Consider the following 26,446-nt stretch of genomic DNA (forward strand, 5'->3'; position numbering starts at 1 on the left):
TTAGCATACTTTTTGATACACCACCTGATATTTTAGTTTTCAATATTGGTGCAAATGTCCCTTGTAGTATTTTAGAAGAAACAGCACGTAAGTATTTTAAAATTTGGGAAATGGCATGTTTCTCCGCATTCCTTGTTGGGCGAGAAGTCGCAAAGCGTATGGTGACACGCCAACATGGGACGATCATTTTTACTGGAGCAACGGCGGGTATGCGTGGCGCAGCTTATTTTGCTGCATTTGCAGGTGCCAAACATGCTTTACGTGCTTTGGCACAGAGTATGGCTCGTGAGCTTGGCCCGCAAAATATTCATGTCGCGCATGTAGTTGTGGATGGTGCGATTGATACAGATTTTATTAAAACCACGTTTCCTGAGTTGTATGAAAAGAAAGATCAAGACGGAATTCTTAATCCAGAGCATATTGCTGAAAATTACTGGCATCTTTCACAACAACCTCGAGATGCATGGACGCATGAATTAGATTTACGCCCATGGAGTGAGAAATGGTAAGTTACTTTATATAAGTAAGTTTTGATAATTATTTTATATTCATATAAAAGTTAAGGAATAATGGTATATGAAACAAATCGTGTTTTATTTTGATTTAGGTAGTCCATATAGCTTTGTTGGATTTCACCGCATTCAGCAGATCGCTCAACAATATCAAGCCGAAATTGTTTGGAAGCCAATGTTGCTGGGTGGCGTTTTTAAAGCAACAGGCAACAATAGTCCAATGGCAGTTCCAGCGAAGGCACGTTATTCGATGATTGATTTAGGGCGTTGGTCAAAGTTGTGGAATATTCCTGTTCAAATGAATCCATATTTTCCAATCAATACTTTGAATTTAATGAGAATAATTACTGCTGTACAGATTTATCAGCCTGAAAATTTCCAAAAAGTACTCAATGGTTTATTTGATGCGATGTTTGGAAATCCATGTAATTTAAATGATATCAATGAATTGGCAAATGTTGCTCAAAAGTTGGATTTAGAAGTGCCGCAAGTCCAAGCTTGGTTGACAGATGAACAAGTCAAAGCACAATTAAAATCGGTGACAGATGAAGCCATTGAACGTGGTGTTTTTGGTGCACCCACTTGGTTTGTCGGTGATGAAATGTTTTGGGGAATCGATCATTTACATTTTGTAGAAATGGAACTTTCAAAAGATGAGAACCCAGAATAAATCATCAACGTGAAATACGCCGTAAAATGATGGTGAAATTATTGCTAAATCATTGGTCAATGTTTAAAAGTATTCAGCAAATTTCATCATCATTTTATTAAAAAGCGTTAAAATATAATGAATTAATAATAAAATAGGGGCTTAGAGCTATTCGTATTAAGCATAATAAGCTTGTATTAATGTCAGCATCAACGCCAAGCTAAATATGGACAATAACGTTTGTAAGCTGATCACAGCAGCCATGAGTTGATAATCACCATTTAGTAGTTTTGTCAGAATGTAGGCTGAGGATGCTGTGGGAATTGAAAAGAAAATCATAATCGCAACCACTGCGGAATAATCCAGTTCAAACCATTGTAGGCAGATAAAGGCAACACAAGGAATAACCACAATTCGCAATAAACTAATGATTAAAGACGTTTTAAAATAAGTTTTAATCGTATTGAGCTGAATGGCAGTCCCTACACAAAGTAAACCAAGCATTAGGCTGCTATTTGAAAATGCGGATAATAAGTTGCTAAAACCTTGCCAAAGTGGAATATTGAAAACATTAAATAAAATACCCACTAGGCAAGAGCTTATTAATGGGTTTTTGATTAAAGAAATAAAAATGTGCTTAATTTTTAACTGATGTTTTGGGGTAAGGGAAAGGATTGAAACAACGTTCACAAATGGAATTGTTATCGCCAGAATATTGACCAGAATGCTTTTGATTTCTGGGTTATTCATAGTCGTTGCAATAGAAAGTCCAATATAGGTGTTAAAACGAATCAAGCTTTGAACATAAACCCCAATCTGAGAAATAGCGGTTTTTTTAATTTTAGCAAAGCAATACACACTGCAAATCACCAGAGCCATCACTAGAAAAATTACAATTAAAATCGTATCGATGTGTGCGATATGCATGTTGGCTGTTGCCAACGAACTGAACAGTAATGATGGAAATAACACATAATAGTTGAGTTTTTCTGCACCATTCCAAAACTTTGCATCTAATGTACGAGATTGAAATAAGTAAAAACCTAAGCTGATTAATGCAATAGCTGGAAAGAGAATATTGATGATTTGCAACATGTTCAGGCTCTATGCTTTGGTTTTGTCTTATATCTAGATCAATCAAGTATAAGATAAACCATTTTACCTGTGGATTTAGCAAATATTTTTCTATGGATTTTTATTGTTATTATTTTTATTGATTAAGCCAAAGTAAAAAAGCGAACCGAAGTCTAATGCCAGTCAGTTAAGAGTAATTTAGTTGTTACTCATCTAAAAATCTCCCCTAACCCTGAGCCATTTATGGCGCAAGGAAAAAGAGGGGAACTATTGAGAATTTAAAATAATTTTAGATTCTTGATACTCCCCCCCTTTGAAAAAGGAGGGTTGGGGAGGATTTTAAAAGGCTTAACTGATCAGCATTAGAACCGAAGTTCGCTTTTAGATTAGGAAACAATTAAAAATTTAGAAGAAACCCATCGCCTTNCATTAGAACCGAAGTTCGCTTTTAGATTAGGAAACAATTAAAAATTTAGAAGAAACCCATCGCCTTAGTTGAATAACTCACCAGTAAGTTTTTGGTTTGTTGATAATGATCAAGCATCATTTTATGGTTTTCACGCCCGATCCCTGATTTTTTATAACCACCAAATGCAGCATGTGCAGGATAGATGTGGTAGCAGTTTGTCCATACACGGCCTGATTCAATCGCACGACCTGCACGATAAGATGTATGTGCTGAGCGTGACCAAACACCAGCACCTAAGCCATACATGGTGTCATTGGCGATCTTAATCGCATCGTCATAGTCTTTGAACGTTGTAACAGATAAAACTGGGCCGAAGATTTCCTCTTGGAAAATTTTCATACTGTTATTACCTTTGAAAATGGTCGGTTCGATATAAAAACCTTGTCCCACTTCTTGACGATCACCACCACCTGTCAAGATCTGAGCACCTTCCGCACGACCTGTTGCGATACAACCTAAAATCTTATCTTGTTGCTCTTGTGAAGCTTGAGCACCAATCATGGTATCGGTATCAAGCGGATGACCAGTTTTGATACGTTTTACACGTTCAACCGCCATTTCTAAAAATTTATCTGCAATGCTTTCTTGAACCAATGCACGTGATGGACAGGTACATACTTCACCTTGGTTAAGAGCGAACATTGCAAAACCTTCAAGTGCTTTATCGAGGTAGTCATCATCTTTATCCATGACATCATCAAAGAAGATATTTGGAGATTTTCCACCCAATTCAAGTGTCACTGGAATGATATTCTCAGTTGCATATTGCATGATTAATTGACCCACTTGGGTTGAGCCTGTAAATGCAATCTTAGCAATACGTGGGTTGGTTGCTAAAGGGCGGCCGACTTCAACGCCATAACCATTAACAATATTCAGTACGCCTGCGGGTAGTAGGTCTTGGATGAGTTCAACCAAAACCAAGATACTTGAAGGTGTTTGTTCTGCAGGTTTTAGAACGATACAGTTACCCGCTGCCAATGCTGGAGCAAGTTTCCAAGCCGCCATGAGAATAGGGAAGTTCCATGGGATAATTTGACCCACGACACCCAATGGCTCATGGAAATGGTAAGCAATGGTATCTTCATCAATTTCAGAAATTCCACCTTCTTGGGCGCGCAAGCAACCTGCAAAATAGCGGAAATGGTCAATACACAATGGAATATCCGCTGCCAGAGTTTCACGAATCGGTTTACCATTTTCCCAAGTTTCAGCAACAGCAAGTAATTCTAAATTTTCTTCTAAACGGTCTGCAATCTTAAGCAACAAGTTTGAGCGAGTCGTTGGAGAGGTTTTACCCCAAGCCACTTTGGCTTTATGTGCAGCATCTAAAGCCAGTTCAATATCTTCTGCAGATGAACGTGGGACTTTGGTAAATACTTTGCCATCGACAGGAGAGACATTGTCAAAATATTCTCCTTTTACAGGAGCTACCCATTTTCCATCAATAAAGTTTTCGTATTGTGCTTTGAATTGAACTTTTGAACCAGCTTGATTTGGGTCTACATAACGCATGAGAATATTCCTTTATTTTTAACTTGATCCGTAACATGATCAGTATATGAAGATGCATGTATGACACAGTCATTATTTACATGATGGTCTGAGCTTATTCAGTTAAAGGTTGGAGAAAGGTTGGAAGATAAACCCTCAATATTTGTACTATGATCTAATATTTGGACGTGTTTCTTTTATCGTAATAATCAAATGATTTTGTTAATTTTTATTACGCTTATACCGCTTTGGTATGAGGTTGGTTGACGGCCGATCTACTGAGTGTGATAGTGTCACTATTGAACGACCCCAAAAAAATAATGATAGGGAAAAGAGGAAGTTTTAGACAAATTGCATAGGAATGTCGCATATGTTGAGCCAGCAAGAGTTAGCGCAGAAACGGAACCTAATTGAGCAATTACGCCAAAGTAGTAGTTTGTCCTTAAAACATGCAGATCAACTTGGACAAAGTATTGCCAGTTCTTGGCAACGATCAAATTCTGCATCCATTCCGAAAGATCGTGATGCAGCACCTTTGCTCATTCAAAAGCAAAGCAATCAAAAAAAAGCCAGAAAAAATGCATTAGAAATAGCCTTAGATCATTGCGGTGATGAGTTAAAACATATTGCAGAACAATCCTCTATGGTTGCCGCCGTTGGTGATGTGGGCAGTACCATTATTTGGTCAGCAGCGAGTGGGCAAATGCGAAATGCTGCTGAGCGGGTACATTTTGTCGAGGGCGGGCAGTGGCGTGAAGAATTGGTAGGCACCAATGCTTTAGCTTTGTCACTTAAAACACAACAATCTAGTTGTGTATTTTCCAATGAACACTATATGTCTTCAATTCATGATTGGGTTTGCTATGCAGCACCGATTATCGACCCGTATTCAAAACAAGTGCTTGGAGTCATTGATCTTTCAACCACATGGAATCATCATAATAGTTTAGGGCTTTTGGCTGCTGAACGTTGTGCATCGATTATTCAATCTGCATTGTTAGAATTTCAACAGCAACATTTATTTATTCGTGCCTTTGCAGTGCCCCAAGTACTGTTTAATGGCAAGATTGTTGTACTCACACCGCGACAAATTGAAATTCTGACCATTCTTGCGTTGTGCCCTCAAGGTATGAATTTAGAGAATTTACACCAAGCACTTTATGGCGAACGCAAGGTGAGTGTAGGGACTTTAAAAGCTGAAATGTCACAGCTTCGTGATATTTTAGGCGGGATGCTCGGTTCTCGCCCTTATCGTTTATTGGCGCATGTCGAGGCTGATTTTTTACAGGCTGAAAATGCTTTGGATTCAGGTTATACAGAATCTGCTTTAAAACTATGTAAAGGAGTTTTCCTCGCAAAAACTGAAAGCCCATTTTTATGTGCATGGCGAGACTGTTTGGAGTCTCGTTTGAGTGAGGCTATATTTAAAGCCAATGAAACAGATGCTTTACTCAAACATTTAGCACATTTTCCAGAAGCGATTGACGCTGTTGAGCGATTGATTGAATTAATACCACTTGGACATCCAGCACATCAAATGCTCATGAAATATAAAGATGAACAATGATGCGCTATTTCAAATCAGTTTTGTGGTGTTTAAATATTCTTCTGTTCGAGCCATGTAAATAGCTTTTGATAAACTTCTGCGCGTACAGATGGTGCAGATAAGACTAAATCATGTAGTCCGTTCTGAATGGGCATTACAGCAACATCACCTTGTATTTTATTTCCGTATTTGATCATATCTTTGACTTCTAAGATGACATCACTGGTTTGAGCATCTTGATTAAATTTCTTCGGATAGGTGGTTTTATGTGAATGCATAATCAGTGTTGGAACATTGACTTGCACGCCTGTATGAATTTCTTTTTGCGCTTCGTGAATGCTACGAATAAAACTTAAATAAACTTTCGGGTATGTTTTCTTTTTCCATTCTAAATCGAAGTCCCATTCACCTTTTAAATCTTTATGCAAACTGGTGACATACCATTTATTGAGTTCACTCGGAAATTGTAGTTTTGGGAAGTGTTTAGCCAAAGCGCTTAATTTAGGTAAGGCTAATTTTTTCTTCCAAGCTGGCATATTAAAGTCATAAAACGGACTATTACACCAAAGCGCTTTAATCAATGGATGGTTTGGATGATGTGCAGCATATAAGGTTGAGGTTAAGCCACCTGTTGAATGTCCTGCTAAAACCACATTGCTATGACCTTCTTGCCCAATGATTTTTAATGCTTCTGTTATTTCGGCATCATATTCATTTAAATTAAGCACATAGTAATATTTTTGATGTGGCAGGTGAGCACGCCCATATTTTCTTAAATCAAGGGCATAAAAATCATAACCATGTTGGTTAAATTGTTCAGCCATTTCTTTTTGGAAAAAATAATCAATAAATCCATGAATATATAAAACAGCTTTATGGGTTGTTTGATTGGCTTTTTTACGCACCAATGTAGCAATCACTTTGCCATCATAATCATCTGGAAAATTGAGCGTGAGTTGCTCATATCCTGAACCTAATACATCAGGTTGGTATTCATTTGACTGCGTTATCATTATTTATTCCTATATGTTTGTACAAAATTTAATAACACATTACAAATAAGTTTTCACTAAATCATAGGACAAATCATAAAGATGTTGCGCTAATTTTAAATCTTTTGATTTTTTAGAAGCCCAAGCTGGGGTTTGTACACTGGCATATTCACCATTTTTCTTCTCCCAAGTTTCATCCAAAGCCATATGTTTAATTAATCTTGCTGGTTTTGATGGTGGAATAAGTACCATCGAAACGAACATATATTGAAATTTAGGCAATTGACGATACAGTTCTGAATCAACTGCACCAGGATGTAAAGCATTACTGGTGACATTTGTGCCTTCAAGTTGTGTAGCGAGGTAGTTACTAAATAACAGGTTTTGAAGCTTACTGCTGCCGTAACTTGGGAACATAATGTAATGCTTATTGTTTTTTGCAAGGAACTTTTCAGGTTGGATACTTCCACCCCAATGCCCAATTGAAGACAGATGGATAATTCGGCCTTGTGCTGATTTTTTAACAGCAGGGAGTAGTTTAAGCGTCCATAAAAAATGACCTAAGAAATTCACCCCAAAATGTTTTTCAAAACCATCTTCAGTGACATCTAGGTTTTGAGAAATTAAACCTGCGTTATTCACTAAGACATCAATATGCGTATATTTCGATAAAATTTCATCTGCCGCCTGATTCACTTTCTCAAGACTGTTTAAATCAAGTTGTACTAAATCTACTTGACCTTCACCAATGCTATGTAAATGCTGTTTGGCTTGTTGTGCTTTTTCTATATTGCGGCAAGCCAAAATAACATGGTGACCTTCTTTTACAAATTCTTCAGCAGTGGTTAAGCCAATTCCTGCGTTTGCGCCAGTGATTAAAATTGTTTTTTTCATCGTTATATTCTCATGGTTTAAGCGGCATTTTTAGTTCGAAAGTTTTGTTTCATAAACAAAAAGTTTATTAATGACGGCATTCCCTGAATCAAAAATGTATTTGATTCAGGAAAATCTATTACTTTTGTATCAATTTATGCTGTTGCAAAAGATTAAAGATAGTGCTGTACGAGTGTTAAAGATTGCTCATATAAGTCACGTGCCAATTGCATATTCTTCGCTTTAGCAGATTTTATTGCAGGTGTTTGTAAACTCACATAATCCCCATTTCTATTGTTCCAAGTGGCATCAAAAGCAATTTTTTTAATTAATTGTGCGGGTTTTGATGGCGGGATTAAAAATAATTTAATCACTTTATATTGATATTTTGGCAATTCACGATAAATTTCAGAATCTACGCCGCCGGGGTGTAAAGCATTACTAGTAACATGAGTATCTTGAAGCTTTTCAGCCAACGCATTGCTAAATAAAAGGTTGGCTAATTTACTATTACCATAGCTGCGTACACCATTGTATTGCTTGACTTGATCTGCTTTGAAAATCTCAGGTTTAATTGAACCGAGTAGGTGCATCATAGACGCTAGGTGGATAACTCGCCCCCGTTCAGCTTTTTGGACAAGAGGTAAAAGTTTCATTGTCCATAAAAAATGCGCTAAATAATTTACACCAAATTGTTTTTCATAACCTTCTTCAGTTGCTTCTAAAGTTGGCGTCATCATGCCAGCATTGTTGACCAACACATCAACTTTTTCATAGTTTTCAATAATGTGATTTGCTGTTTGATTTACTTGTTCAAGACTGTTGAGGTCAAGTTGGATAATATCAACTTTGCCTGTACCGAAACTTTCCAACTGTTGTTTTGCTTGTTGCGCTTTTTGTATATTTCGACAAGCAATAATGACATGATGCCCATCCTTGATAAACTCTGTAGCCGTGGCTAAACCAATACCTGTATTCGCACCTGTGATAATAATTGTTTTCATTTGGACCATACCAAGCATTTTATTTTAACTGAGAGCTTGATTTTCATTTAGACAATATTAATTGTCAATGTTTATTCTGCATTTTGATTTGCCGATGGCTAAATGCTCATTTATTTTTTGTTTGTTCAAATAATTGTTGTTTTATTTCTTCTGAAAATTCAAGAGATAAATTGAAAAGAAAAAAGGAATATTGCTGAAGCAATATTCCTAAGAAACAGTAAAACTAAAGATTGGAAAAGAATTACATTGCTGCTTCAAAAATACTGATGACTTGAGCGTCTGTTGCTTTACGAGGATTGGTGAGCATACACGCATCTTTTTGCGCATTTGATGTCATCACCGCATGATCTTCAGCTTTTACACCAAGCTCAGCGAGCCCAGATGGAATACCAATCGAAGCAGATAATTCACGGATTGCATCAATAGCAGAATAAGCAGCTTCAGTGACAGTTAAGCCTTCGGTATTTACACCCATCAATTGTGCAATTTTTGCATAACGACTTGGGCATGCGATGAGGTTAAATTCACACACATGTGGCAATAAGATTGCATTACAAACGCCATGCGGAAGGTTGTAGAAACCACCAAGTTGATGTGCCATTGCATGTACATAGCCTAATGAAGCATTGTTAAATGCCATACCTGCTAAATATTGTGCATAAGCCATTGCATCACGTGCTTCAATATTTTCACCATTGGCAACGGCAGGGCTTAACCATTCACTAATCATGCTAATGGCTTTTTCAGCACATGCATCTGTAATTGGATTGGCAGCAGTTGATACATAAGCCTCAACAGCATGTGTTAATGCATCCATACCTGTTGCAGCAGTAAGTGCAGCAGGTTTGGCAATCATCAGCTTAGGATCATCAATTGCAACGAGAGGTGTACAACGCCAATCGACAATCGCCATTTTTACATGCGTGTCTGTATTGGTAATGATACAGAAGCGAGTCATTTCAGAAGCCGTACCTGCTGTGGTATTGATCGCGACGAGAGGTGTCATCGGCACTTTACTTTGATCGATACCTTCATAATCACGGATATGTCCACCACCCGCAGTGACTAGACCAATGCCTTTAGCGCAGTCATGTGATGAGCCACCGCCAAGAGAAACAATAAAGTCACAACCATGATCATTATAGTCTTTGACACCATTGTGTACGTTGATATCGGTTGGGTTGGGTTCTGCGCCAGCAAATACATGGCTGTCTACACCCGCGTCTTTTAAATAGCTCGCGATAATGTCAGCAACGCCAAATTTAAATAAACCAGCATCGGTTACGATGAGCGCTTTTTTTGCACCTAAGTTCTGCGCTTTAATTCCGACTTCTTTGGCACAACCTGGTCCAAAAAGTGATACGCAAGGGATGTAAAAACCGTTTGTTTGATCAGCAATATTTTTAAAAGCCATGGTGCGATTCCTTCTACCATATTTGTTATTTCATTATTCCAACAGGTGGTGATCACCTTGAGATTGAGTATTGTCTTTAGGTGGTTTTTTGAATACCTACTAAATACCTACCAAATATTTTTTATTAGAAACATAGGGTTATATTTTTGAAAAACGTTGCTGATTTTTAGTTTTGACAAAAAATAATAAATTTGGGAAATAAAAAAACCCTTAAATTGCTTTAAGGGTTTTTCTGTTGGTTATAAAGTAGGGAGGATTATTTCTCTACAATTGCAACCACACCTTGTCCACCAGCTGCACAGATTGAGATCAATGCACGACCTGAACCTTTTTCATTAAGAAGTTTTGCAGCAGTTGCAAGAATACGACCACCAGTAGCAGCGAATGGATGACCCGCAGCTAAAGAAGAGCCTTTTACGTTTAATTTAGAACGATCAATTGAACCTAATGGTGCATCTAAACCTAAACGCTCTTTACAGAACTTAGGATCTTCCCATGCTTTAAGCGTAGAAAGAACTTGTGATGCAAAAGCTTCATGGATTTCATAGAAATCAAAATCTTGAAGTTTAAGACCAGCACGTTCAAGCATACGTGGAACTGCATAAGCGGGAGCCATCAATAAGCCTTCTTTAGGGCCATCTTTACCAATGAAATCAACAGCAGCAGTTTCGCTAAATGACAAATAAGCTAAAACTTCATGACCATTTGCTTTAGCCCATTCTTCAGATGCAAGAAGAGTAACAGATGCACCATCAGTTAAAGGTGTAGAGTTACCGGCAGTCATTGTTGCAGTTTCACCCTTACCAAATACTGGCTTAAGTTTTGCAAGTTTTTCTACAGAAGAATCTGGACGAAGGTTATTGTCTTTAGTTAAACCAAGGAAAGGCGTAATAAGGTCGTCAAAGAAACCTTCTTCATACGCTTTTGCCATTTTTTGGTGTGAAGATGCTGCAAGTTCGTCTTGAGCTTCACGAGCAATACCCCATTCTAAAGCAGTAATGGCTTGGTGATCACCCATTGATAAACCAGTACGTGGTTCACCATTTTTAGGCGCATCCATCAAATCTTTTACATTGATTTTTGATAATGCTTTTAAACGGTCTTTACCTGTTTTAGCAATATTCAACTCAAGTAATGCTTTACGGATACCATCACCTAATGCGATAGGAGCATCTGAAGTTGTATCTACACCACCTGCAATACCGACTTCAATTTGACCCAATGCAATTTTATTGGCAACAAGGAAAGCAGCTTGTAAGCCAGTTGCACATGCTTGTTGAATATCATAAGCAGGTGTTTCAGGAGCAAGCTGAGTGTCTAATACACATTCACGAGTCATGTTGAAATCACGGCTGTGTTTAAGTACAGCACCTGCAACAACTTCACCTAAACGTTGACCTTGAAGGTTATAACGTTCTACAAGACCATTTAAAGCAGCAGTCAGCATGTCGCTGTTCGATGCTTTGAAGTAAGGACCATTTGAACGTGCAAAAGGAATACGGTTACCACCGATAATTGCTACGCGACGAACAGTATTTTGACTCATATTTTTGTCCTGTTGACCAGAAGTTTGTGTTTCCGACGTTGAAGGTATTTCAGCTTTTTTTGCCGGTGCACTTTTTCTACGTGTAGTAGAAGCCGTAGGAGTACTTGGCTTTTTTGTGCTATTTGTTGCATTTGAAACAGTGCTATTTGCGTTACTCGTGCGTGTACGAGTTTTTGATGTATTTGACACAGTTTCTTTTGTAGAATTCTCTACTGTTGGATTTTCTTGAGTTGTTTTGCTCATAAGGCTTTTCCAAGCATGTGGATAATCTTCTTGGTGCTTACATTAACATAATCAATAATGTGCTGAATTGACTATAATGACATTTGAGGATTGTTTCAGGTCAAGTCAACATTATTGTAACTCAAGTATGATTTACCTGAAAGTTATGGGTCTTTATATTATAAGTATCTGAGATTGTTTTAAAGTTAAAAGATACCTTAAGAGCCATACAAAACTAATTTGTTATAGAGATAATAATCATGTCTGATCAATACCAAACTTTTGCAAAATCTCCAATCGGTAAATTTGTAATTAAAAATTTAGGTTTACCATCTCCAATTCAATTAGACCGTTTTGAATCGGCAACACCTGTTGTAAAAGGCGCTGTTTTATTTGGTGCAGCACCAAACAGCAAGTTCTCAGGTGAAATCGCACAGATTTTAAGTAATATTCATGCAAATACTTATGCAGGTAATAATGCTGAGCTTCAGCAAGTTGCTGCAAAATCAGGTTTGAATGTAAGTGCTTTCAATGAAGGCGATAAAGAGTCTAAGTTTAAAGCAGTGGTTTTTGATGCTTCAGGTATTGAAAGTTCAGAGCAACTGAATGAATTGCACAAATTCTTCAGCCCAATTGCACGCCAAATTGCAACTTCTGGTCGCGTGATTGTTGTCGGTTTAACACCTGAAACAGCGCCAACAATCAAACAAGCAATTGCACAACGTGGTTTGGAAGGTTTTGTTAAATCTGTAGGTAAAGAGTTTAAGAAAGGTATTGCGGCTGAATTGATTCTTGTCGATGCAGATGCTGCACAAAACTTAGAATCTTCATTACGTTTTGCATTATCTCCACGTTCTGCTTATGTATCAGGTCAGGTGATCCGTGTTTCTAAAGCAGCAGTTGTAGATGTAGACTGGGCAAAACCACTTGCAGGTAAAACAGCATTAGTTACAGGTGCAAGTCGCGGTATTGGTGAAGCAATTGCTCATGTTTTAGCACGTGACGGCGCGCATGTGATTTGTTTAGATGTTCCACCACAACAGGCTGATCTTGATCGTGTTGCTTCTGAAATCGGTGGTTCTACATTAGCGATTGATATTACAGCTGCTGATGCAGGTGAAAAAATCAAAACTGCTGCTGCGGCTCAAGGTGGTTTAGACATCATCGTGCATAACGCTGGTATCACACGTGACAAGACTTTGGCAAATATGAAGCCTGAAATGTGGGATCTTGTGATCAACATTAACTTGTCTGCGGCTGAACGTATTAACGATTATTTATTGTCGAATAATGGCTTAAATGCGAATGGTCGTATTGTTTGCGTATCTTCAATTTCAGGTATTGCAGGTAATTTGGGTCAAACCAATTACGCAGTGTCTAAAGCGGGTGTTATTGGTTTAGTGAAATTTACTGCACCAGTTTTAAAAGATGGTATTACCATCAACGCTGTTGCGCCTGGTTTTATCGAAACTCAAATGACTGCTGCTATTCCATTTGCGATTCGTGAAGCAGGTCGCCGTATGAACTCTATGAGTCAAGGTGGGTTACCTGTAGATGTTGCTGAAACAATTGCTTTATTTGCATCTACTGCTTCAACAGGTTTAAATGGTAATGTTGTACGTGTTTGTGGCCAAAGCTTGTTGGGCGCATAAGTAAAATGAAAAGTACTTCTGCTTGAGTTTTACGATCGTCCAAGTAGAGTACGGACAGGAAGTTTTTGTATTTAGATGATTCTAACTGTAAAGACTCCCTGACATTTTCTTTATTGAGAAGCTACTTTTTAATAACGATAAATATTTAAAGGTTTAGTATGAATACTCGCCATTTTAGTCAACTTCCAAAGCCTTATTTAGCTTATACCAAAGTTATTCAAGGTCTTATTTTCAAAAAGCCGAAAGGTGAAAAGGTTCTACCGCAAGTTGAATATGTGGTGGATTCTTTTAAAGTTGATTCTAATCATTTAAAAGCCTATAACGAAGTCTGTGGCTTTAAAAATAATGGTTATATTCCAGCAATTTATTTAACAGTATTGTCGCAAAGTCTGCAAATGAGCATGATGACGACAGAAGCTTTCCCGTTTGCACTGTTAGGTTTGGTACATATTCGTAATGTTGTCAAGCAAACACGCAAAGTCGGTGTAAATGAACAATTAACGCTGTCATGTAAATTTGGTGAATTAAAGCCACATGATAAAGGTTTACAGTTCGATTTTATTACGACTGTGAAGGTGGGGAATGCAATTGTTGTTGAAGGTGTTACGACCTATTTAGCGCGTCAAAAAACCACCAATTCAACTGCCGAAAAATCAAAAGACAGTAAAGAACCTAATTTTTCAGTAAAAGATGTGTGGAACATTTCTGAAAATACAGGTCGCCGTTATGCAAAAACTTCAGGCGATTTTAATTTAATTCATATCCATGCAGTTACTGCAAAAGCATTTGGTTTCAAACAGGCGATTGCACATGGGATGTGGAGTAAAGCACGTGCTTTAGCGAGCTTGAATTTACCAGATGCGTATGAAGCTGATGTTGCTTTCAAGTTGCCTATATTTCTGCCATCGACCGTTGAGTTTTTGACAGCTGAAGAGAATAAAGCAACGGATTTCTTGATTCGAAATCAGAAATCGCATAAGCCGCATGTTTCAGGTGTGGTCAAAACACTTTAAAGTCAAATAGAATAGATCGCCTAAATTGAGATGATTTGGGCTTTTTTATACAATAAAAAAGCGATATATAAAGATAAAATAGGAATGAAAAATGAACGGTCTAAAAAGTGTTATTTTTGCGGATAAACTGAATTATCAAGGCTATGTTGATCATCGATTTCAAGATTTAGCTGAGCAATTTAGTCGTTTGCAAGATGGGCGAATAGAGCAAGGTGGTGCTGCTTTAGCTGTTTATTTTCAAGGCAAGAAAGTTGTTGATATTTATACGGGGAAAAAATCCAATACTGAACAATGGAATAGCCAGACCTTATCGGTTTGTTATTCAACAGGAAAAGGTATTCTTGCAACTTTAGCACATATTCTCGTGAGTGAAGGCTTTTTAGATTATGATACGCCAGTCGTAAAATTTTGGCCTGAATTTGGGCAAAATGGTAAGGAAAATATGACATTGCGTCATATTTTAAGTCATCAAAGCGGTTTATATGATATCCGTAATCTGATTGATCGTGCAGTTGAAATGGCAGATTGGCAACATATGTTAACGGTCATGGAACGAGCGACTCCACGTTTTTCAGTCGGATCCGATATTGCTTATCAAGCCTTAACATTTGGTTGGTTGGTGGGTGGCGTTCTTGAAAAAGCAACACAGCAATCTTTAACCTCATTATTGCAAAAATACTTAGTTGAGCCACTTGAACTGGATGGGGCTTATTTTGGTATTCCTGCGTTTGAGCTAGATCGTGTTGCACGTTTAATTGCCAAAGCAGAGCCAATACAAAAAAATGAATCACGAACTGAAAAAACTAAGGCAAAGAACAAAACGATTGTTTCTTTTTCAGATAAGTTGATTGAGTTGAGTGGTCAGAACCCGCAAGATTTTATAGATGCAATGGTGCCGAAAGGCATGCGTGATTTTAGCTTTTTTAGTGATCAAGGTTTACAAGCGATCATTCCTGCTGCCAATGGTGTTTTTACCGCAAATAGTCTGGCAAAAATTTATGCCATGATGGCAAATAAAGGCGTTTGGGATGGCAAAGTATTTATTAAACCTGAAATATTTGCTGAGTTAAGCAAGATTCAATGTATTAAACGTGATCGTGTGATGCCTATTCCAATGAAATGGCGTTTAGGTTATCACCGTGTAATCACGATGGGTAAACGCGCTAAAAAAGGTTTTGGTCATATTGGTTATAATGGCTCAGGTGCTTGGTGTGATCCACAACGTGAGTTAAGTTTTGCCTATACACATAATTTTAAAATTGGTTCAATCACAGGTGATTATCGTCTTTGGGGCTTAACTCAAGAAGCTTTACGATGCGCAGATGCCGAAATTAAGGGCAGTAAGGGATGGTTTTGATTGAATAGTGATTCGCTATTCTATTTAATAACTTGAAGAGCACTATTCTATGTGATGGTGCTTTTTGACAGCGAAGTTAAGTAAGATGTATGTGCAAAGATTAAATAGAACAAATCCTGCTGAAATTAAAAATATATTCAAGTAATTATGATTAAAAACCAAGGAAGATATAAATGCACCAAACGAATCACCGACCAAAAATAAAGTGAGTAATAATCCAAATACAGAAGCGAATTGTTCTTTTGAAATATATTGCATGTGAATGATTTCTTCCGTACATGTACTGGTTGATAATAGAAATGTTCTTAAAATAAAGATAAATAACAGTACAAAAATACTCATTTCTGAATATTCAAAATATAAAAATAGGTAGATGAGCAATAAAGCTATTTCTAGGCAAATGAGTAGTTTTATTGGAAATTTAGAAAAGAAATTTAGTTTTTTAATTACGATAGTTGTGAATATAACTTGTGCAAAAACAATCAGTAGATTAATAGAAATTGAATATTCATCAGAAAATCCTTTTTTGATGAATAAAAGAATCAAGTAGGGTTTGATGAGCCCTGAATAACAACCAGAGAAGATCATATTTAAAGAAAATAGTAAGATGATGGGATTAAATTTAATCTTGGAAAGCGTTTTATTTTGGTGCTGATCTACGTGATAATTATTTCTAATTTTTAAAAAGAATATCCATGCAATAAACACAATGCTTGCAGATAAAACCAATAATGACCAATACAGATGGTTTTTATTCGGTGTGATATAGGCAAGTGCTAATACAAAAATGATTGAAAATAAATTGGTCGAATGGAAGATTAAGCTGCGATAGAGTACAAGGCGATTGGTTAAATTGGTTTGGGTACTATAAGCCATCCAGTTTTTTAGACTTAAGACCCCAGTAGATGCTGCAAGTCCAGCAATAAAAGCGATGAAAACAGCAAGATATTCATTGGTAATGATTCGCCCAAGCATTGCTAGAGCATAAATAAGTATGCTAAAGGTTAGTGTTGTTATCCAATTGAATTTATCAACGATTCTACCTAGAAATATTGAAAATATTCCTGCCAAAGATAGATTTGCATAAGCTAGTCCATAAATTTTAACTGCATTATTTTCATTGAAATACAAAGGCATAATGAAGATTGATAAATTTATCCCTAAGTAATAAAGTGTCGAAAACACAATAAAATGCTTTGTATAAATTTTTTCCTGCATTTGATTTTTCTAAAGTTTTTCTTGATGTTAAATACAAGCTATGAAGAATACAACAGGCTAAGTTGAATATTTTGTGTGTAAAAATAATAAATTCATCTAATGGAAAGCTTGGTTTAAGCAATGAAGTCTTCATTATTGAATTCTATTTCAACTTATGATGATTGATTTCGCATTTTTAATTCACTCTAGACTTAAAAAACAGTATCCTAAGACCTGTAAATAGGAGCTTTCATGTATCAGGTACTTGCACGTAAATATCGCCCACGTAATTTTAATGAATTGGTCGGACAAAATCACGTTTCACGTGCACTGACCAGTGCTTTAGATCGTGGACGTTTGCATCATGCGTACCTATTTACAGGGACACGAGGTGTTGGAAAGACCACCATTGCGCGTATTTTGGCTAAATGTCTAAACTGTGAAACTGGTGTTACTTCAACGCCGTGCGAAGTTTGTGCAACATGTAAAGCAGTGAATGAAGGTCGCTTTATTGACCTGATTGAAATTGATGCAGCATCACGAACCAAAGTTGAAGATACACGTGAACTCTTAGACAACGTACCTTATGCACCGACTCAGGGGCGATTCAAAGTCTATTTGATTGATGAAGTGCATATGCTTTCTACGCATTCTTTCAATGCTTTGTTGAAAACACTGGAAGAGCCACCAGAACATGTCAAATTTTTATTCGCAACAACTGACCCTCAAAAATTACCGATTACGGTTATTTCACGTTGTTTGCAATTTACATTGCGTCCTTTGGCTGTAGATGAAATTACCCATCATTTAGGTGATATTTTAAATAAAGAAAATATTAACGCTGAACAAGATGCAATTTGGCAAATTGCTGAATCTGCACAAGGTTCATTACGTGATGCATTGTCATTGACCGACCAAGCGATTGCTTATGGACAAGGGGCGATTCATCATCAAGATGTAAAAGAAATGTTAGGTCTAATCGACCGTACAATTATCTATGATTTGATTCTAGCGATTCACAAAAATCAGCGTGAGCGAGTGAGCCAGCTTCTCTTACAATTCAGACAGCAAGCTTTGGATGTATCTTTGGTTTTAGATCAATTTATTTCAACATTGCATGAATTGGCAATGTTGCAATATTTGCCTGAACTTAGCTTGAAATATAGTGCTGAAATTAATCGAAAAATCATGCAACTTGCACAGTTGGTTTCGGCTCAAGATTTACAACTGTATTATCAGATTGCATGTAAAGGTCGTGCTGAATTGCAATTGGCAGTCACTCAAGAGCAAGGCTTTGAAATGACTGTGCTGCGTTTATTGGCATTTAGACCGATACAAAATAATGAAATTATTGTGCAACAACAGGCAGTTGCATCGCTTGTTGAAAATAGTCATTCAGTTAATCAGGCGCAGATTGAAGCTCAGCCTATTCCAGATATAAAGACGAATTCTACTGAAAATGAAGTGTTTAGCGCTCAGGCTGCAATTACAAACCCACAAAATGTTGTAAATGTTCCAGAGCCTAGCTCAACACAAAATATCAATCAGGGTTTTGATCCTGCTTTTGAAGATATTGAAGATGAATTATCGGAACATCATATTGTAGAGAATGAGCCGAGTAGTGATGATTTTTTAGATGATGAAATTGTAGATTTATCTGAAAATATTCAGACAAATACAGAGACAAACATAGAGTCTTCTCAGACTAGTGAGCACAGTGAAGTATTGTCGAATCAACAAATAACTGAGCATTTAGCGACACAAGCTACAGATGAACCAAGTTTAAGCTTATTTGGTGGAGATTCAATTTCTTCGACCGCTCAGAACATGCAAACTGTACAAGCTACGGCACAGCAAGATGTATTCTTTTTGGCACCTGAAAGCACAGAACAGGCTGATCAAGTACAGGTTCAACAGCCTCAAACGCAACAAAAAAACCAAGCAGTTTTAACTCAACACATTGAAAAAGCTCAAGAGATGCAGTTGAGTGTTACCAGTGAAGCGGATGAAAAAGTAGCAAATCAATTGATATCTGTAAATCATCAGCAAAGCCCACAAGAAATTTTGACTTTGAAAGCGCAAGTTTTAGAAGGTGAATGGACAGTTGATAAGTGGGAATATTGGTTTAGAAATAGTGTACTTTCACCAGCTGTTCAAGAGCTTGCGCAACATGGCTTAATGACTGGGCAGATTGATGCTCAATCCGTTTTTCACATTCCCAAGAAATATGAAAAGCTATTAGGGCAAGCGCAATTTGATTTGGAAGCTGCATTGAAGCAGCAGTGGGCAAGTACTATATTTAATGTTGAGTATGTTGAGATCGCGTCAACCACACCTTATATGATGCAAAACGATCGTAAAGCTAAAGCTTTTCATCGTGCAGGTGAAATGTTACATCAAGAAGCTGTTGTAAAAAGTTTAGTTGATGCTTTTGATGGGCAATTACAAAATATCCAATTAAAACTTTAAGCTAAATAAGGTTCTAAAGCATCTCGCATTTCTTGAGGAATCGAGGTGCTTTTTTTCGTTTCACGTTCAACAAAAACATGAACAAATTGACCTTGAGCAGAAGCTTGTTGTTTGTCTTGTTTGAAAATAGCGAGATCATAAGTCAGGGATGAATTGCCTATTTTTGAAATAGCAACACCCACGTCAATAATTTCTGGATAAGTGAGCTCTTCTAGGAAATTACAGGATGAGTTTACGACTAAACCAATAATTGGTGAATGGTGAATATCAAAAGCAGCATGTTGAATTAGTAGTGCATTGGCTGCGGTATCAAAGTAGCTATAATAAGTCACATTATTGACATGCCCATAGATATCATTGTCCGCCCAACGCGTTTGAATTGGGAATAGAAAATTATATTGAGAACGGTTTTTAATTTCTGGTTTCATTTAAAGGACTTCTAAAATTTATTGTTTACATTTGAATTTTCTGCTTAGCTCCATGCTATATGAAAAAAGCCCATTAAACAAAAGGGTTTAATGGGCTTCTTGTTCTAATTTTTAAATTAGAAGCGGTAACCGATACCGATATAAGTCACGATAGGTTTAATTTCAATATCACTTTTACCCGAAATCAACGTGGTTTTGCCTGCTGGCGTCATACCACTTACTTTTAATTCGGCAGATGTAGATAGATGTGCATAAGACACTGATGCAGTGGCATACCAGTCTTTCGTAATGCTGTAGTCAACACCAATCATTGCAACAGGTGCTAAAGCATCATCAACTTTTACTTTACCTAATGATGGGTTATATGGACCAATTGGAGAGTTTTTGAGTGCTGTATTGATCGCTGGGTCAGTTTCTACATTTGAGAAATGTGCATACATTAAACCCGCACCTACGTATGGACGAATCTTGTTATTGATTGAACCAAAATGGTAACGGCCAGAGATTGTTGGCGTATAAGCATCTGTAGTTGCTGCTTTATCAAATTGACTTAAATCAATAACTTTTACACCATGAACAGTGATGTTACCTTGGCCTGCAAGTTCCATTTCAGGTGGAGCACCTAAAGTCAATTCTAATGAAACGTTGTCATTTACAAAGTAATCAAGCATTAAACCCACAGTATCAGAATCTTGTACTTCAAAACCAGCTTCTGGATTTGCTGATTGTAAATTAGCTAAAGAACCAAGATAAGGACTGTTTCCAGTTTTACCATTTACACCTTGTGAATTACTTTGAGGCATAACATGTAGCCAACCTGTAGAAATCCCAAATGTTTTTCCGTCAGAAGTTGCGGCTTGAGAGGCTGTATTTAAGCCCATCAATGCGAAAGGGAGGATTGCTAATGTAAGTTTGTTCATAGAATTGTTTCCAGTACTGTCGGTCGTCTTGATTTTCCGATCAAGATCGGCAGCGATTCTAGAGTAATTGTTTTAAAAATTAAATGAAAATGGCAGTAAAAAATCTACCAGTTAGTCATTAAAAATATAATTAAGTTTTTTAAAATTATGATATATAAAATATTATTAGAATTTTAAACGTTTTTATATATTAGCTGATTGATTAAAAAATGTAATATAAGTGGAATAATTTTAGCTATTCTTTGCACAATTTGAGAATTAAATAATAAAAATGTAATTCATATATTTTGCATTGGATGATAATTTAAGCAAACTTAGCCTTTTTTTTATGGGTTAAACTTGCATTAAATTATCAGCGGTTTTATGCATTCTCATTGAAAGGTTTAGTAAATAGCTTGATAAATTTTCAGAGCATCTGCTTGTTTCAACTCTCTAGGATTATTTTGCAATAAACGAGTTTGTAGCATCGCATCGTTTGCAAGTGTTTCTAATTGATTTTTTTGAACATTTAAATCTCTTAATTTTAATGTCAAACCACTTTGATCGAGATGGCTTTGCATATGATCTATAAACAAGTCGCATAAACCTTCAGTGCTTCCTTGGCTGAAAGGGTTTAGCCATTGCATTAATTCGGCATAAAGTTGCTTGGCTTCAGGTGCATTGAATTTTAATACTTCTAATAAAACCAATGCATTGGTATGTCCATGCGAAAGATGAAAATGCCCACCTAAAGGATACGCTAGAGCATGCACTGCTCCGACAGGGGCATTAGCAAAAGCCTGACCTGCAAGCATTGAGCCAAGCAACATATTTTGACGTGCTTCTAAATTTGAACCATCTTGTAAAACCAGTTTTAAATTTTTATTGAGCAGTTTTAAGGCTTGTTTAGCGAGTATATCTGCATAAAAATTTTTCTTTATTTTAGAGGTATAAGCTTCAATTGCATGCACCATGGCATCAATACCCGTTGCCGCAGTGATATGCGCAGGTAAGCCTGTAGTAAAGGTTGCATCCAAAATGGCAACGTCTGCATATAAAATAGGAGAAACGATTCCAGTTTTTGTCGTTTTACCTGTTGTAACGATTGAAATCGGGGTAACTTCAGAGCCGGTCCCCGCTGTTGTTGGAATCAATACTAAAGGTAAACGTGGACCTTTAATATTATTAACACCGTACATTTCTTGAATGGTTTGTGATTGATTTGGATTGGCTAAAATAGCAATTAACTTGGCAACATCCATAGAACTGCCACCGCCAAAACCAATCACAAGATCTACATGATTTAGCTTGGCAAACTCAGATGCAGATAAAACAATATGTTCAGCAGGATCAGCTTGAACATCGGAATAAATTTCGTAATTTAAATTGCTTTGTTTGAGTATTTTCAATAAAGGTAAATGTAAAGCGTGTTGAATCATTCCTGCATCAGTGACAATTAAGGCTTTTTTATAATTTTTTTGTGCAATTAAGTTGCTGAGTTCTTGAATTGATCCTAATCCTGAAATGATATTGGCAACTGTTTGAAATTGAAAATGGTTCATATGTATTATCCTTAATCTATCATCATAAATTAAACACTATTGTTTTACAGTTCTATAGGATTCGCATGCTAAATAACTTAACATAAGCCCTTATAAAAGAAATGATCATTTGAGGTTGTTATGTCATCCAAAATGCCATACAAAGTTTTGTGTGTGTGCTTAGGAAATATTTGCCGTTCACCAACTGCAGAAGTGGTTTTACGACATTATTGTGATGAAAAACAACTCAATATCCTTGTTGATTCTGCTGGAACCAGTAATTATCATCCCAATAAAGCGCCTGATGAACGTAGTCAAAAGCATGCCTTAAAAAGAGGCTTTGATCTTTCCGCATTACGTGCACGTCAATTAACCACGCAAGATTTTTTAGAATTTGATTTGATTTTGGCTATGGATCATCAAAATTATGATGATATTCAACAATGTATGCAGCAGGCTTTAAAAGAGCATGAATTACATCGTATTAAAGCTGAAATTGCTTTGATGAGTGAGCATGATGCTCAATATCCACAACAAGCTTTACCTGATCCTTATTATGGTGAAGGAGATGGTTTTGAACGAGTGCTTAATCAATGTGAATCGAGCAGTGTAGGGTGGGTGAATGTGTTTCAACAACAATTCCAAAGCAAGTCATTGAAATAATTTTAGGAAATATAGTTAGTTATGAATATTGAGTTTCAGGTTCAACTAAAGCCTTTCAATACTTTGAGTTTGGATTCAACTGCTTCACATTTTGTTAAAGTTCAATCGATTCAAGCACTTCAAGACGCTTTATTGTTTGCGCAAAATAATGATTTAAATGTGCTGTTGCTTTCAGGTGGCAGTAATATGATGCTTCCTGAACATATTCAAGCGCTTGTCATCTTAATGGATATTCAAGGTATTGAATTTGTAACTGAAGATGATCACACAAAAACGCTTAGAGTTGGTGCAGGGCAAAATTGGCATGATTTTGTATTGTGGACGACAGCACAACAGTTGTATGGTTTACAAAATTTAGCTTTAATTCCCGGTTTGGTGGGTGCATCACCTGTGCAAAACATTGGTGCATATGGTGTTGAAGCAGGTGAATTTATTCAATCTGTAGAAGTGTTTGATCGTAAACTGAATCAAGTTGCATCAATTTTAGCATCAGATTGTCATTTTGCTTATCGACATAGTATTTTTAAAGATGATCCAAATCGTTACGTGATTACCCATGTTGTCTTTAAATTGCTCAAAAATGCTGATTTAAAAATGAATTATGGTGATTTAAAAACTGCAATGGGTGATGAGCTTACTGCTGAAAATTTGCAGCAACAAGTGATTCAAATTCGACAAAGTAAACTACCAGACCCTAAACAATATCCAAACGTTGGAAGTTTTTTTAAAAATCCAATTATAAATCAAACGGAATTTTCACAATTGATTGCAAAATTCCCAAATATTCCACATTATCCTCAGACAGGAAATTACGTTAAAGTCGCAGCAGGTTGGCTTATAGATCAGTCAGGTTGGAAGGGTAAACGCTTAAATCAAGTGGGTATGTTTGATAAGCAAGCATTGGTATTGGTTAATTACGCAGATGCTACATTGACAGATGTACAAGCAACATATCATGCTGTACAAAAAGATGTTTTTGATAAATTTGGTATGCATTTAGAGCCAGAGCCCGTACTTTTTAATGAGTTTGGGTTAATTCAAAACCATTAAGTGAGTAAATTTATGGTGAAACTGCATTGGATGGTCAGACTAGTACGAATAATTGCAATATTATTTGTATTTTTCGGCTGTTTAATGGTTTTTTGGTACACGCCTTTTTATTCGAATATGATGGTTAAGTTGCTCAATACTTTTGTGCCTGTCGAAGTAAATCAAGTTGCAGCCAAAAGCCAGCAAAATGCAGCTTTATCTGAGTCTGAAAACTTGGAACCAGGTTCCGATTTGTGGATTGCACGTCAAGCTTATCTCAAACTGATGGAACAGGAGATAAATAGTAAAGACACAAATACTATAACAACGCTCGGCTTGCGTTATAAAGCACTGCAAGAAAAAATAGCGAAGGAACAGCAAGAAGAACAAGATGCTGAAGAAAAACCAGTTATTCCTTTAGTTGCAGAACAAACAAGTTCAGAAGTGAATGTTGATCAATCCACTGAAACTGTTAAAGAGTTGCTAGATTTGAATAATGAAGACAATAAAGCTTTAATGGATGAATATATTGTTTTTCTAAAAACGTACAAAATTAAAGAAACTAAACCTGAATCAGACTCGTATGCTGCAAGTGAATTAACTGCATCTCAAGTACAGGAAGATATGGCGTTGGTTCAGGATGAAAATACTGAAAAACCTAAGTCTGCCAGCCAACCCTATGCAATTGTTGTCCTTGGTGGAGGATTAACCTTAGATAAAAATCAAAAAGATATTATAGTCAATCAATACACAAAATTACGTTTGGAAACAACACTAGCCTTAGAAAAGCAAGTAAATTTACCCATTGTATTGAGCGGTGTGGAAGCACCTTATATGCAGAAATGGTTAGCTGAACGTGGTGTAGAAGCAAAATTATTAGAAAATAGAAGCATGAATACCTGTGAAAATACACGTTTTAGTTCATTACTGTTGCAAAAAAAAGGTGGTGCGCCTACGGTATTGTTAATTACAGATCGTTACCATATGCCAAGAACACGTAGGCTTTTTGCTTTAAATGGTATCGAAACAATTCCAGTTGAGTCACCTATGCCTACACCACTGACTTCGTGGCAGCCAAGTCAACAAAATTATAACCATAGCCGCAGAGCAAATTACGAAACTTTAGCAACCATTCGAGATATGTTGTTTGGTTCAAGTGGCTGTAGAGAGGTACCATAATGACAGATATGCCATTTTTAAATCCAACAATTTTAAAACAACTTGATTTACCTGTACCCAGTCGTGATACCACGCCTAAATTATTGGAACCACTTAATTTAAATCGCGACTACGTTCCGAATAAAGAGATAAAAGCCTATCAACGGCTCTATGGTTTTGATCAATTGGATTGTGAGCAATGGCAAGGTTTTGTTGAAATGTCATTGTTTAAATTACATGTGCAGGTTTTTAAACCGAAAACAGAAAAGCTAAAAGGTACAGTGTGTTTACTACATGGTTATTTAGAACATAGTGGAATTTACCAACCCATTATCAAAGAAATATTAGAACAAGGTTTTAGTGTCATTACTTATGATTTACCTGGACATGGGCTGAGTGATGGTTCTCCTGCGAATATTAAAAACTTTGATCATTACCAACAGGTTTTACATGCAATTTATCAATACGTTAAAAATGCCGAACAGCTCCCAAAACCATGGTTGGGCGTAGGGCAAAGTACCGGTGGTGCGATTTGGATGCATCATCTACTTGAATATGCTCAAAAACGTGAGAATCCTATTGTAGGAAGAGTGCTATTGCTGTCTCCGTTGGTTCGTCCTGCAAAAACTGCGTGGTGGCATAATTCAATTGGTTTAGGAATTATTCGTAGAATTAAGAGAGAAGTGCCGCGTCATTTTAAAAGAAATAATCATAATCCTGAATTCCTTCGCTTTGTAAGACTTAAAGATCCACTACAACCTAAAATGATGGGAATGGATTGGATTTTGGCGATGTCTAAATGGATGCAAGAAATGGAAGCCTATCCAAAATGTCGTATTCCCGTTTGGTTAGCACAAGGTGCACAAGACCAAACCGTGGATTGGAAATACAACATTGAGTTTGTGCGTAAACAATTCAGATTACAAACATTGCTTATGTTAGAGGAAGGTTCTCATCAGTTGATCAATGAGCGGGCTGATATTCGTGCTGCACTTACAGGATTAATTCCAGCTTTTTTACATGCGCAATCTTCTGCTGAATATTTTGAATAAGTTGGGAATCTTAAAATTTATCGATTAGATGCAAAGTATTGACTTGAAATGGTCAAAAAATAAGTGAAAAATCCAGTTTTTTGGTGAATTGGTATAAAAAATATACAACCAGTATTTTTTTGTTAAATTGGGGGTTGCGCTTGTTTTGAAACTGTATAGAATACGCAGCATCCCGACGCGATACAGCAAACGA

At 36.7% G+C, this 26,446-nt stretch carries 22 protein-coding genes; 11 read left to right on the forward strand and 11 right to left on the reverse strand.

Annotated elements, in window-relative coordinates:
* A partial coding sequence (locus CDA10_RS04610; RefSeq protein WP_157909342.1) for an SDR family NAD(P)-dependent oxidoreductase occupies positions 1-509 on the forward strand: 509 nt, incomplete at its 5' end.
* Positions 510-576: 67 nt separating this feature from the next.
* Positions 577-1,182, forward strand: coding sequence for a 2-hydroxychromene-2-carboxylate isomerase (locus tag CDA10_RS04615; protein WP_089604320.1), 606 nt, complete (start codon positions 577-579; stop codon positions 1,180-1,182).
* Positions 1,183-1,338: 156 nt separating this feature from the next.
* On the opposite strand, the gene CDA10_RS04620 is transcribed toward CDA10_RS04615, so the two are convergent.
* Both CDA10_RS04620 and exaC read right to left on the reverse strand, forming a co-directional pair.
* Positions 1,339-2,256, reverse strand: a complete 918-nt coding sequence (locus tag CDA10_RS04620; protein WP_089604321.1) for an AEC family transporter — start codon at positions 2,254-2,256, stop codon at positions 1,339-1,341.
* Positions 2,257-2,707: 451 nt separating this feature from the next.
* Positions 2,708-4,219: an acetaldehyde dehydrogenase ExaC gene (gene exaC / locus CDA10_RS04625; protein WP_089604322.1), complete on the reverse strand. Its 1,512-nt coding sequence runs from the start codon at positions 4,217-4,219 to the stop codon at positions 2,708-2,710.
* A 349-nt stretch (positions 4,220-4,568) separates the two neighbouring features.
* Here exaC and CDA10_RS04630 point away from each other — a divergent pair, with 349 nt between their 5' ends.
* Positions 4,569-5,765: a sigma-54-dependent transcriptional regulator family protein gene (locus CDA10_RS04630; RefSeq protein ID WP_089604323.1), complete on the forward strand. Its 1,197-nt coding sequence runs from the start codon at positions 4,569-4,571 to the stop codon at positions 5,763-5,765.
* Positions 5,766-5,794: 29 nt separating this feature from the next.
* On the opposite strand, the gene CDA10_RS04635 is transcribed toward CDA10_RS04630, so the two are convergent.
* From CDA10_RS04635 to CDA10_RS04655, 5 genes are all read right to left on the reverse strand, one after another.
* Positions 5,795-6,757 carry an alpha/beta hydrolase gene (locus CDA10_RS04635; protein ID WP_089604324.1) on the reverse strand — a complete coding sequence of 321 codons (963 nt, stop codon included), beginning with the start codon at positions 6,755-6,757 and terminating at the stop codon, positions 5,795-5,797.
* A gap of 39 nt (positions 6,758-6,796) precedes the next feature.
* On the reverse strand, positions 6,797-7,630 hold the full coding sequence (locus CDA10_RS04640; RefSeq protein WP_089604325.1) for an SDR family NAD(P)-dependent oxidoreductase: 834 nt from the start codon (positions 7,628-7,630) through the stop codon (positions 6,797-6,799).
* A 152-nt stretch (positions 7,631-7,782) separates the two neighbouring features.
* Positions 7,783-8,613: an SDR family NAD(P)-dependent oxidoreductase gene (locus CDA10_RS04645; RefSeq protein WP_089604340.1), complete on the reverse strand. Its 831-nt coding sequence runs from the start codon at positions 8,611-8,613 to the stop codon at positions 7,783-7,785.
* Positions 8,614-8,854: 241 nt separating this feature from the next.
* Positions 8,855-10,027 (reverse strand): iron-dependent methanol dehydrogenase, encoded by a 1,173-nt coding sequence (gene mdh, locus CDA10_RS04650; protein WP_089604326.1) that lies wholly within the window; start codon positions 10,025-10,027, stop codon positions 8,855-8,857.
* A gap of 256 nt (positions 10,028-10,283) precedes the next feature.
* The gene (locus CDA10_RS04655; RefSeq protein WP_089604327.1) at positions 10,284-11,816 is read right to left on the reverse strand and encodes an acetyl-CoA C-acetyltransferase; all 1,533 of its coding nucleotides are present in this window, start codon (positions 11,814-11,816) and stop codon (positions 10,284-10,286) included.
* A gap of 239 nt (positions 11,817-12,055) precedes the next feature.
* Between CDA10_RS04655 and CDA10_RS04660 the strand changes: the two genes are divergently transcribed.
* From CDA10_RS04660 to CDA10_RS04670, 3 genes are all read left to right on the forward strand, one after another.
* A complete protein-coding gene (locus CDA10_RS04660; RefSeq protein ID WP_089604328.1) occupies positions 12,056-13,447 on the forward strand; it encodes a 3-oxoacyl-ACP reductase in 1,392 nt (463 codons plus the stop codon).
* Positions 13,448-13,605: 158 nt separating this feature from the next.
* Complete coding sequence (locus CDA10_RS04665) at positions 13,606-14,460, forward strand: MaoC family dehydratase (protein ID WP_089604329.1); 855 nt, start codon at positions 13,606-13,608, stop codon at positions 14,458-14,460.
* Positions 14,461-14,551: 91 nt separating this feature from the next.
* Complete coding sequence (locus tag CDA10_RS04670; RefSeq protein ID WP_089604330.1) at positions 14,552-15,817, forward strand: serine hydrolase domain-containing protein; 1,266 nt, start codon at positions 14,552-14,554, stop codon at positions 15,815-15,817.
* A 42-nt stretch (positions 15,818-15,859) separates the two neighbouring features.
* On the opposite strand, the gene CDA10_RS04675 is transcribed toward CDA10_RS04670, so the two are convergent.
* On the reverse strand, positions 15,860-17,035 hold the full coding sequence (locus CDA10_RS04675) for an MFS transporter (RefSeq protein WP_089604331.1): 1,176 nt from the start codon (positions 17,033-17,035) through the stop codon (positions 15,860-15,862).
* A 231-nt stretch (positions 17,036-17,266) separates the two neighbouring features.
* On the opposite strand from CDA10_RS04675, the gene dnaX reads away from it, so the two are divergent.
* The gene (gene dnaX / locus CDA10_RS04680) at positions 17,267-19,483 is read left to right on the forward strand and encodes a DNA polymerase III subunit gamma/tau (protein WP_089604332.1); all 2,217 of its coding nucleotides are present in this window, start codon (positions 17,267-17,269) and stop codon (positions 19,481-19,483) included.
* Here the strand turns inward: dnaX and CDA10_RS04685 are convergent.
* The 3 genes from CDA10_RS04685 to CDA10_RS04695 form a co-directional block, all read right to left on the reverse strand.
* Complete coding sequence (locus CDA10_RS04685) at positions 19,480-19,911, reverse strand: acyl-CoA thioesterase (protein WP_089604333.1); 432 nt, start codon at positions 19,909-19,911, stop codon at positions 19,480-19,482. The two genes, dnaX and CDA10_RS04685, sit on opposite strands and share 4 nt — an antisense overlap.
* A gap of 116 nt (positions 19,912-20,027) precedes the next feature.
* A complete protein-coding gene (locus CDA10_RS04690) occupies positions 20,028-20,831 on the reverse strand; it encodes an OmpW/AlkL family protein (protein ID WP_089604334.1) in 804 nt (267 codons plus the stop codon).
* A 383-nt stretch (positions 20,832-21,214) separates the two neighbouring features.
* Positions 21,215-22,372, reverse strand: coding sequence for an iron-containing alcohol dehydrogenase (locus CDA10_RS04695; protein ID WP_089604335.1), 1,158 nt, complete (start codon positions 22,370-22,372; stop codon positions 21,215-21,217).
* 120 nt (positions 22,373-22,492) lie between these two features.
* On the opposite strand from CDA10_RS04695, the gene CDA10_RS04700 reads away from it, so the two are divergent.
* Genes CDA10_RS04700 through CDA10_RS04715 form a run of 4 tightly spaced genes read left to right on the forward strand, consistent with a single transcriptional unit; the run spans position 22,493 to position 26,253 of the window.
* Positions 22,493-23,014 carry a low molecular weight protein-tyrosine-phosphatase gene (locus CDA10_RS04700; RefSeq protein ID WP_089604336.1) on the forward strand — a complete coding sequence of 174 codons (522 nt, stop codon included), beginning with the start codon at positions 22,493-22,495 and terminating at the stop codon, positions 23,012-23,014.
* Between the two features lie 21 nt (positions 23,015-23,035).
* A complete protein-coding gene (gene murB / locus CDA10_RS04705) occupies positions 23,036-24,064 on the forward strand; it encodes a UDP-N-acetylmuramate dehydrogenase (protein ID WP_089604337.1) in 1,029 nt (342 codons plus the stop codon).
* A 12-nt stretch (positions 24,065-24,076) separates the two neighbouring features.
* Positions 24,077-25,222, forward strand: a complete 1,146-nt coding sequence (locus CDA10_RS04710) for a YdcF family protein (RefSeq protein WP_089604338.1) — start codon at positions 24,077-24,079, stop codon at positions 25,220-25,222.
* Complete coding sequence (locus tag CDA10_RS04715; protein WP_089604339.1) at positions 25,222-26,253, forward strand: alpha/beta hydrolase; 1,032 nt, start codon at positions 25,222-25,224, stop codon at positions 26,251-26,253. Before CDA10_RS04710 ends, CDA10_RS04715 begins: the two co-directional genes overlap by 1 nt.
* The last annotated feature ends 193 nt before the right edge of the window (positions 26,254-26,446 follow it).

Origin of the sequence: Acinetobacter piscicola (genome assembly GCF_002233755.1) — a bacterium.
Lineage (GTDB): Bacteria > Pseudomonadota > Gammaproteobacteria > Pseudomonadales > Moraxellaceae > Acinetobacter > Acinetobacter piscicola.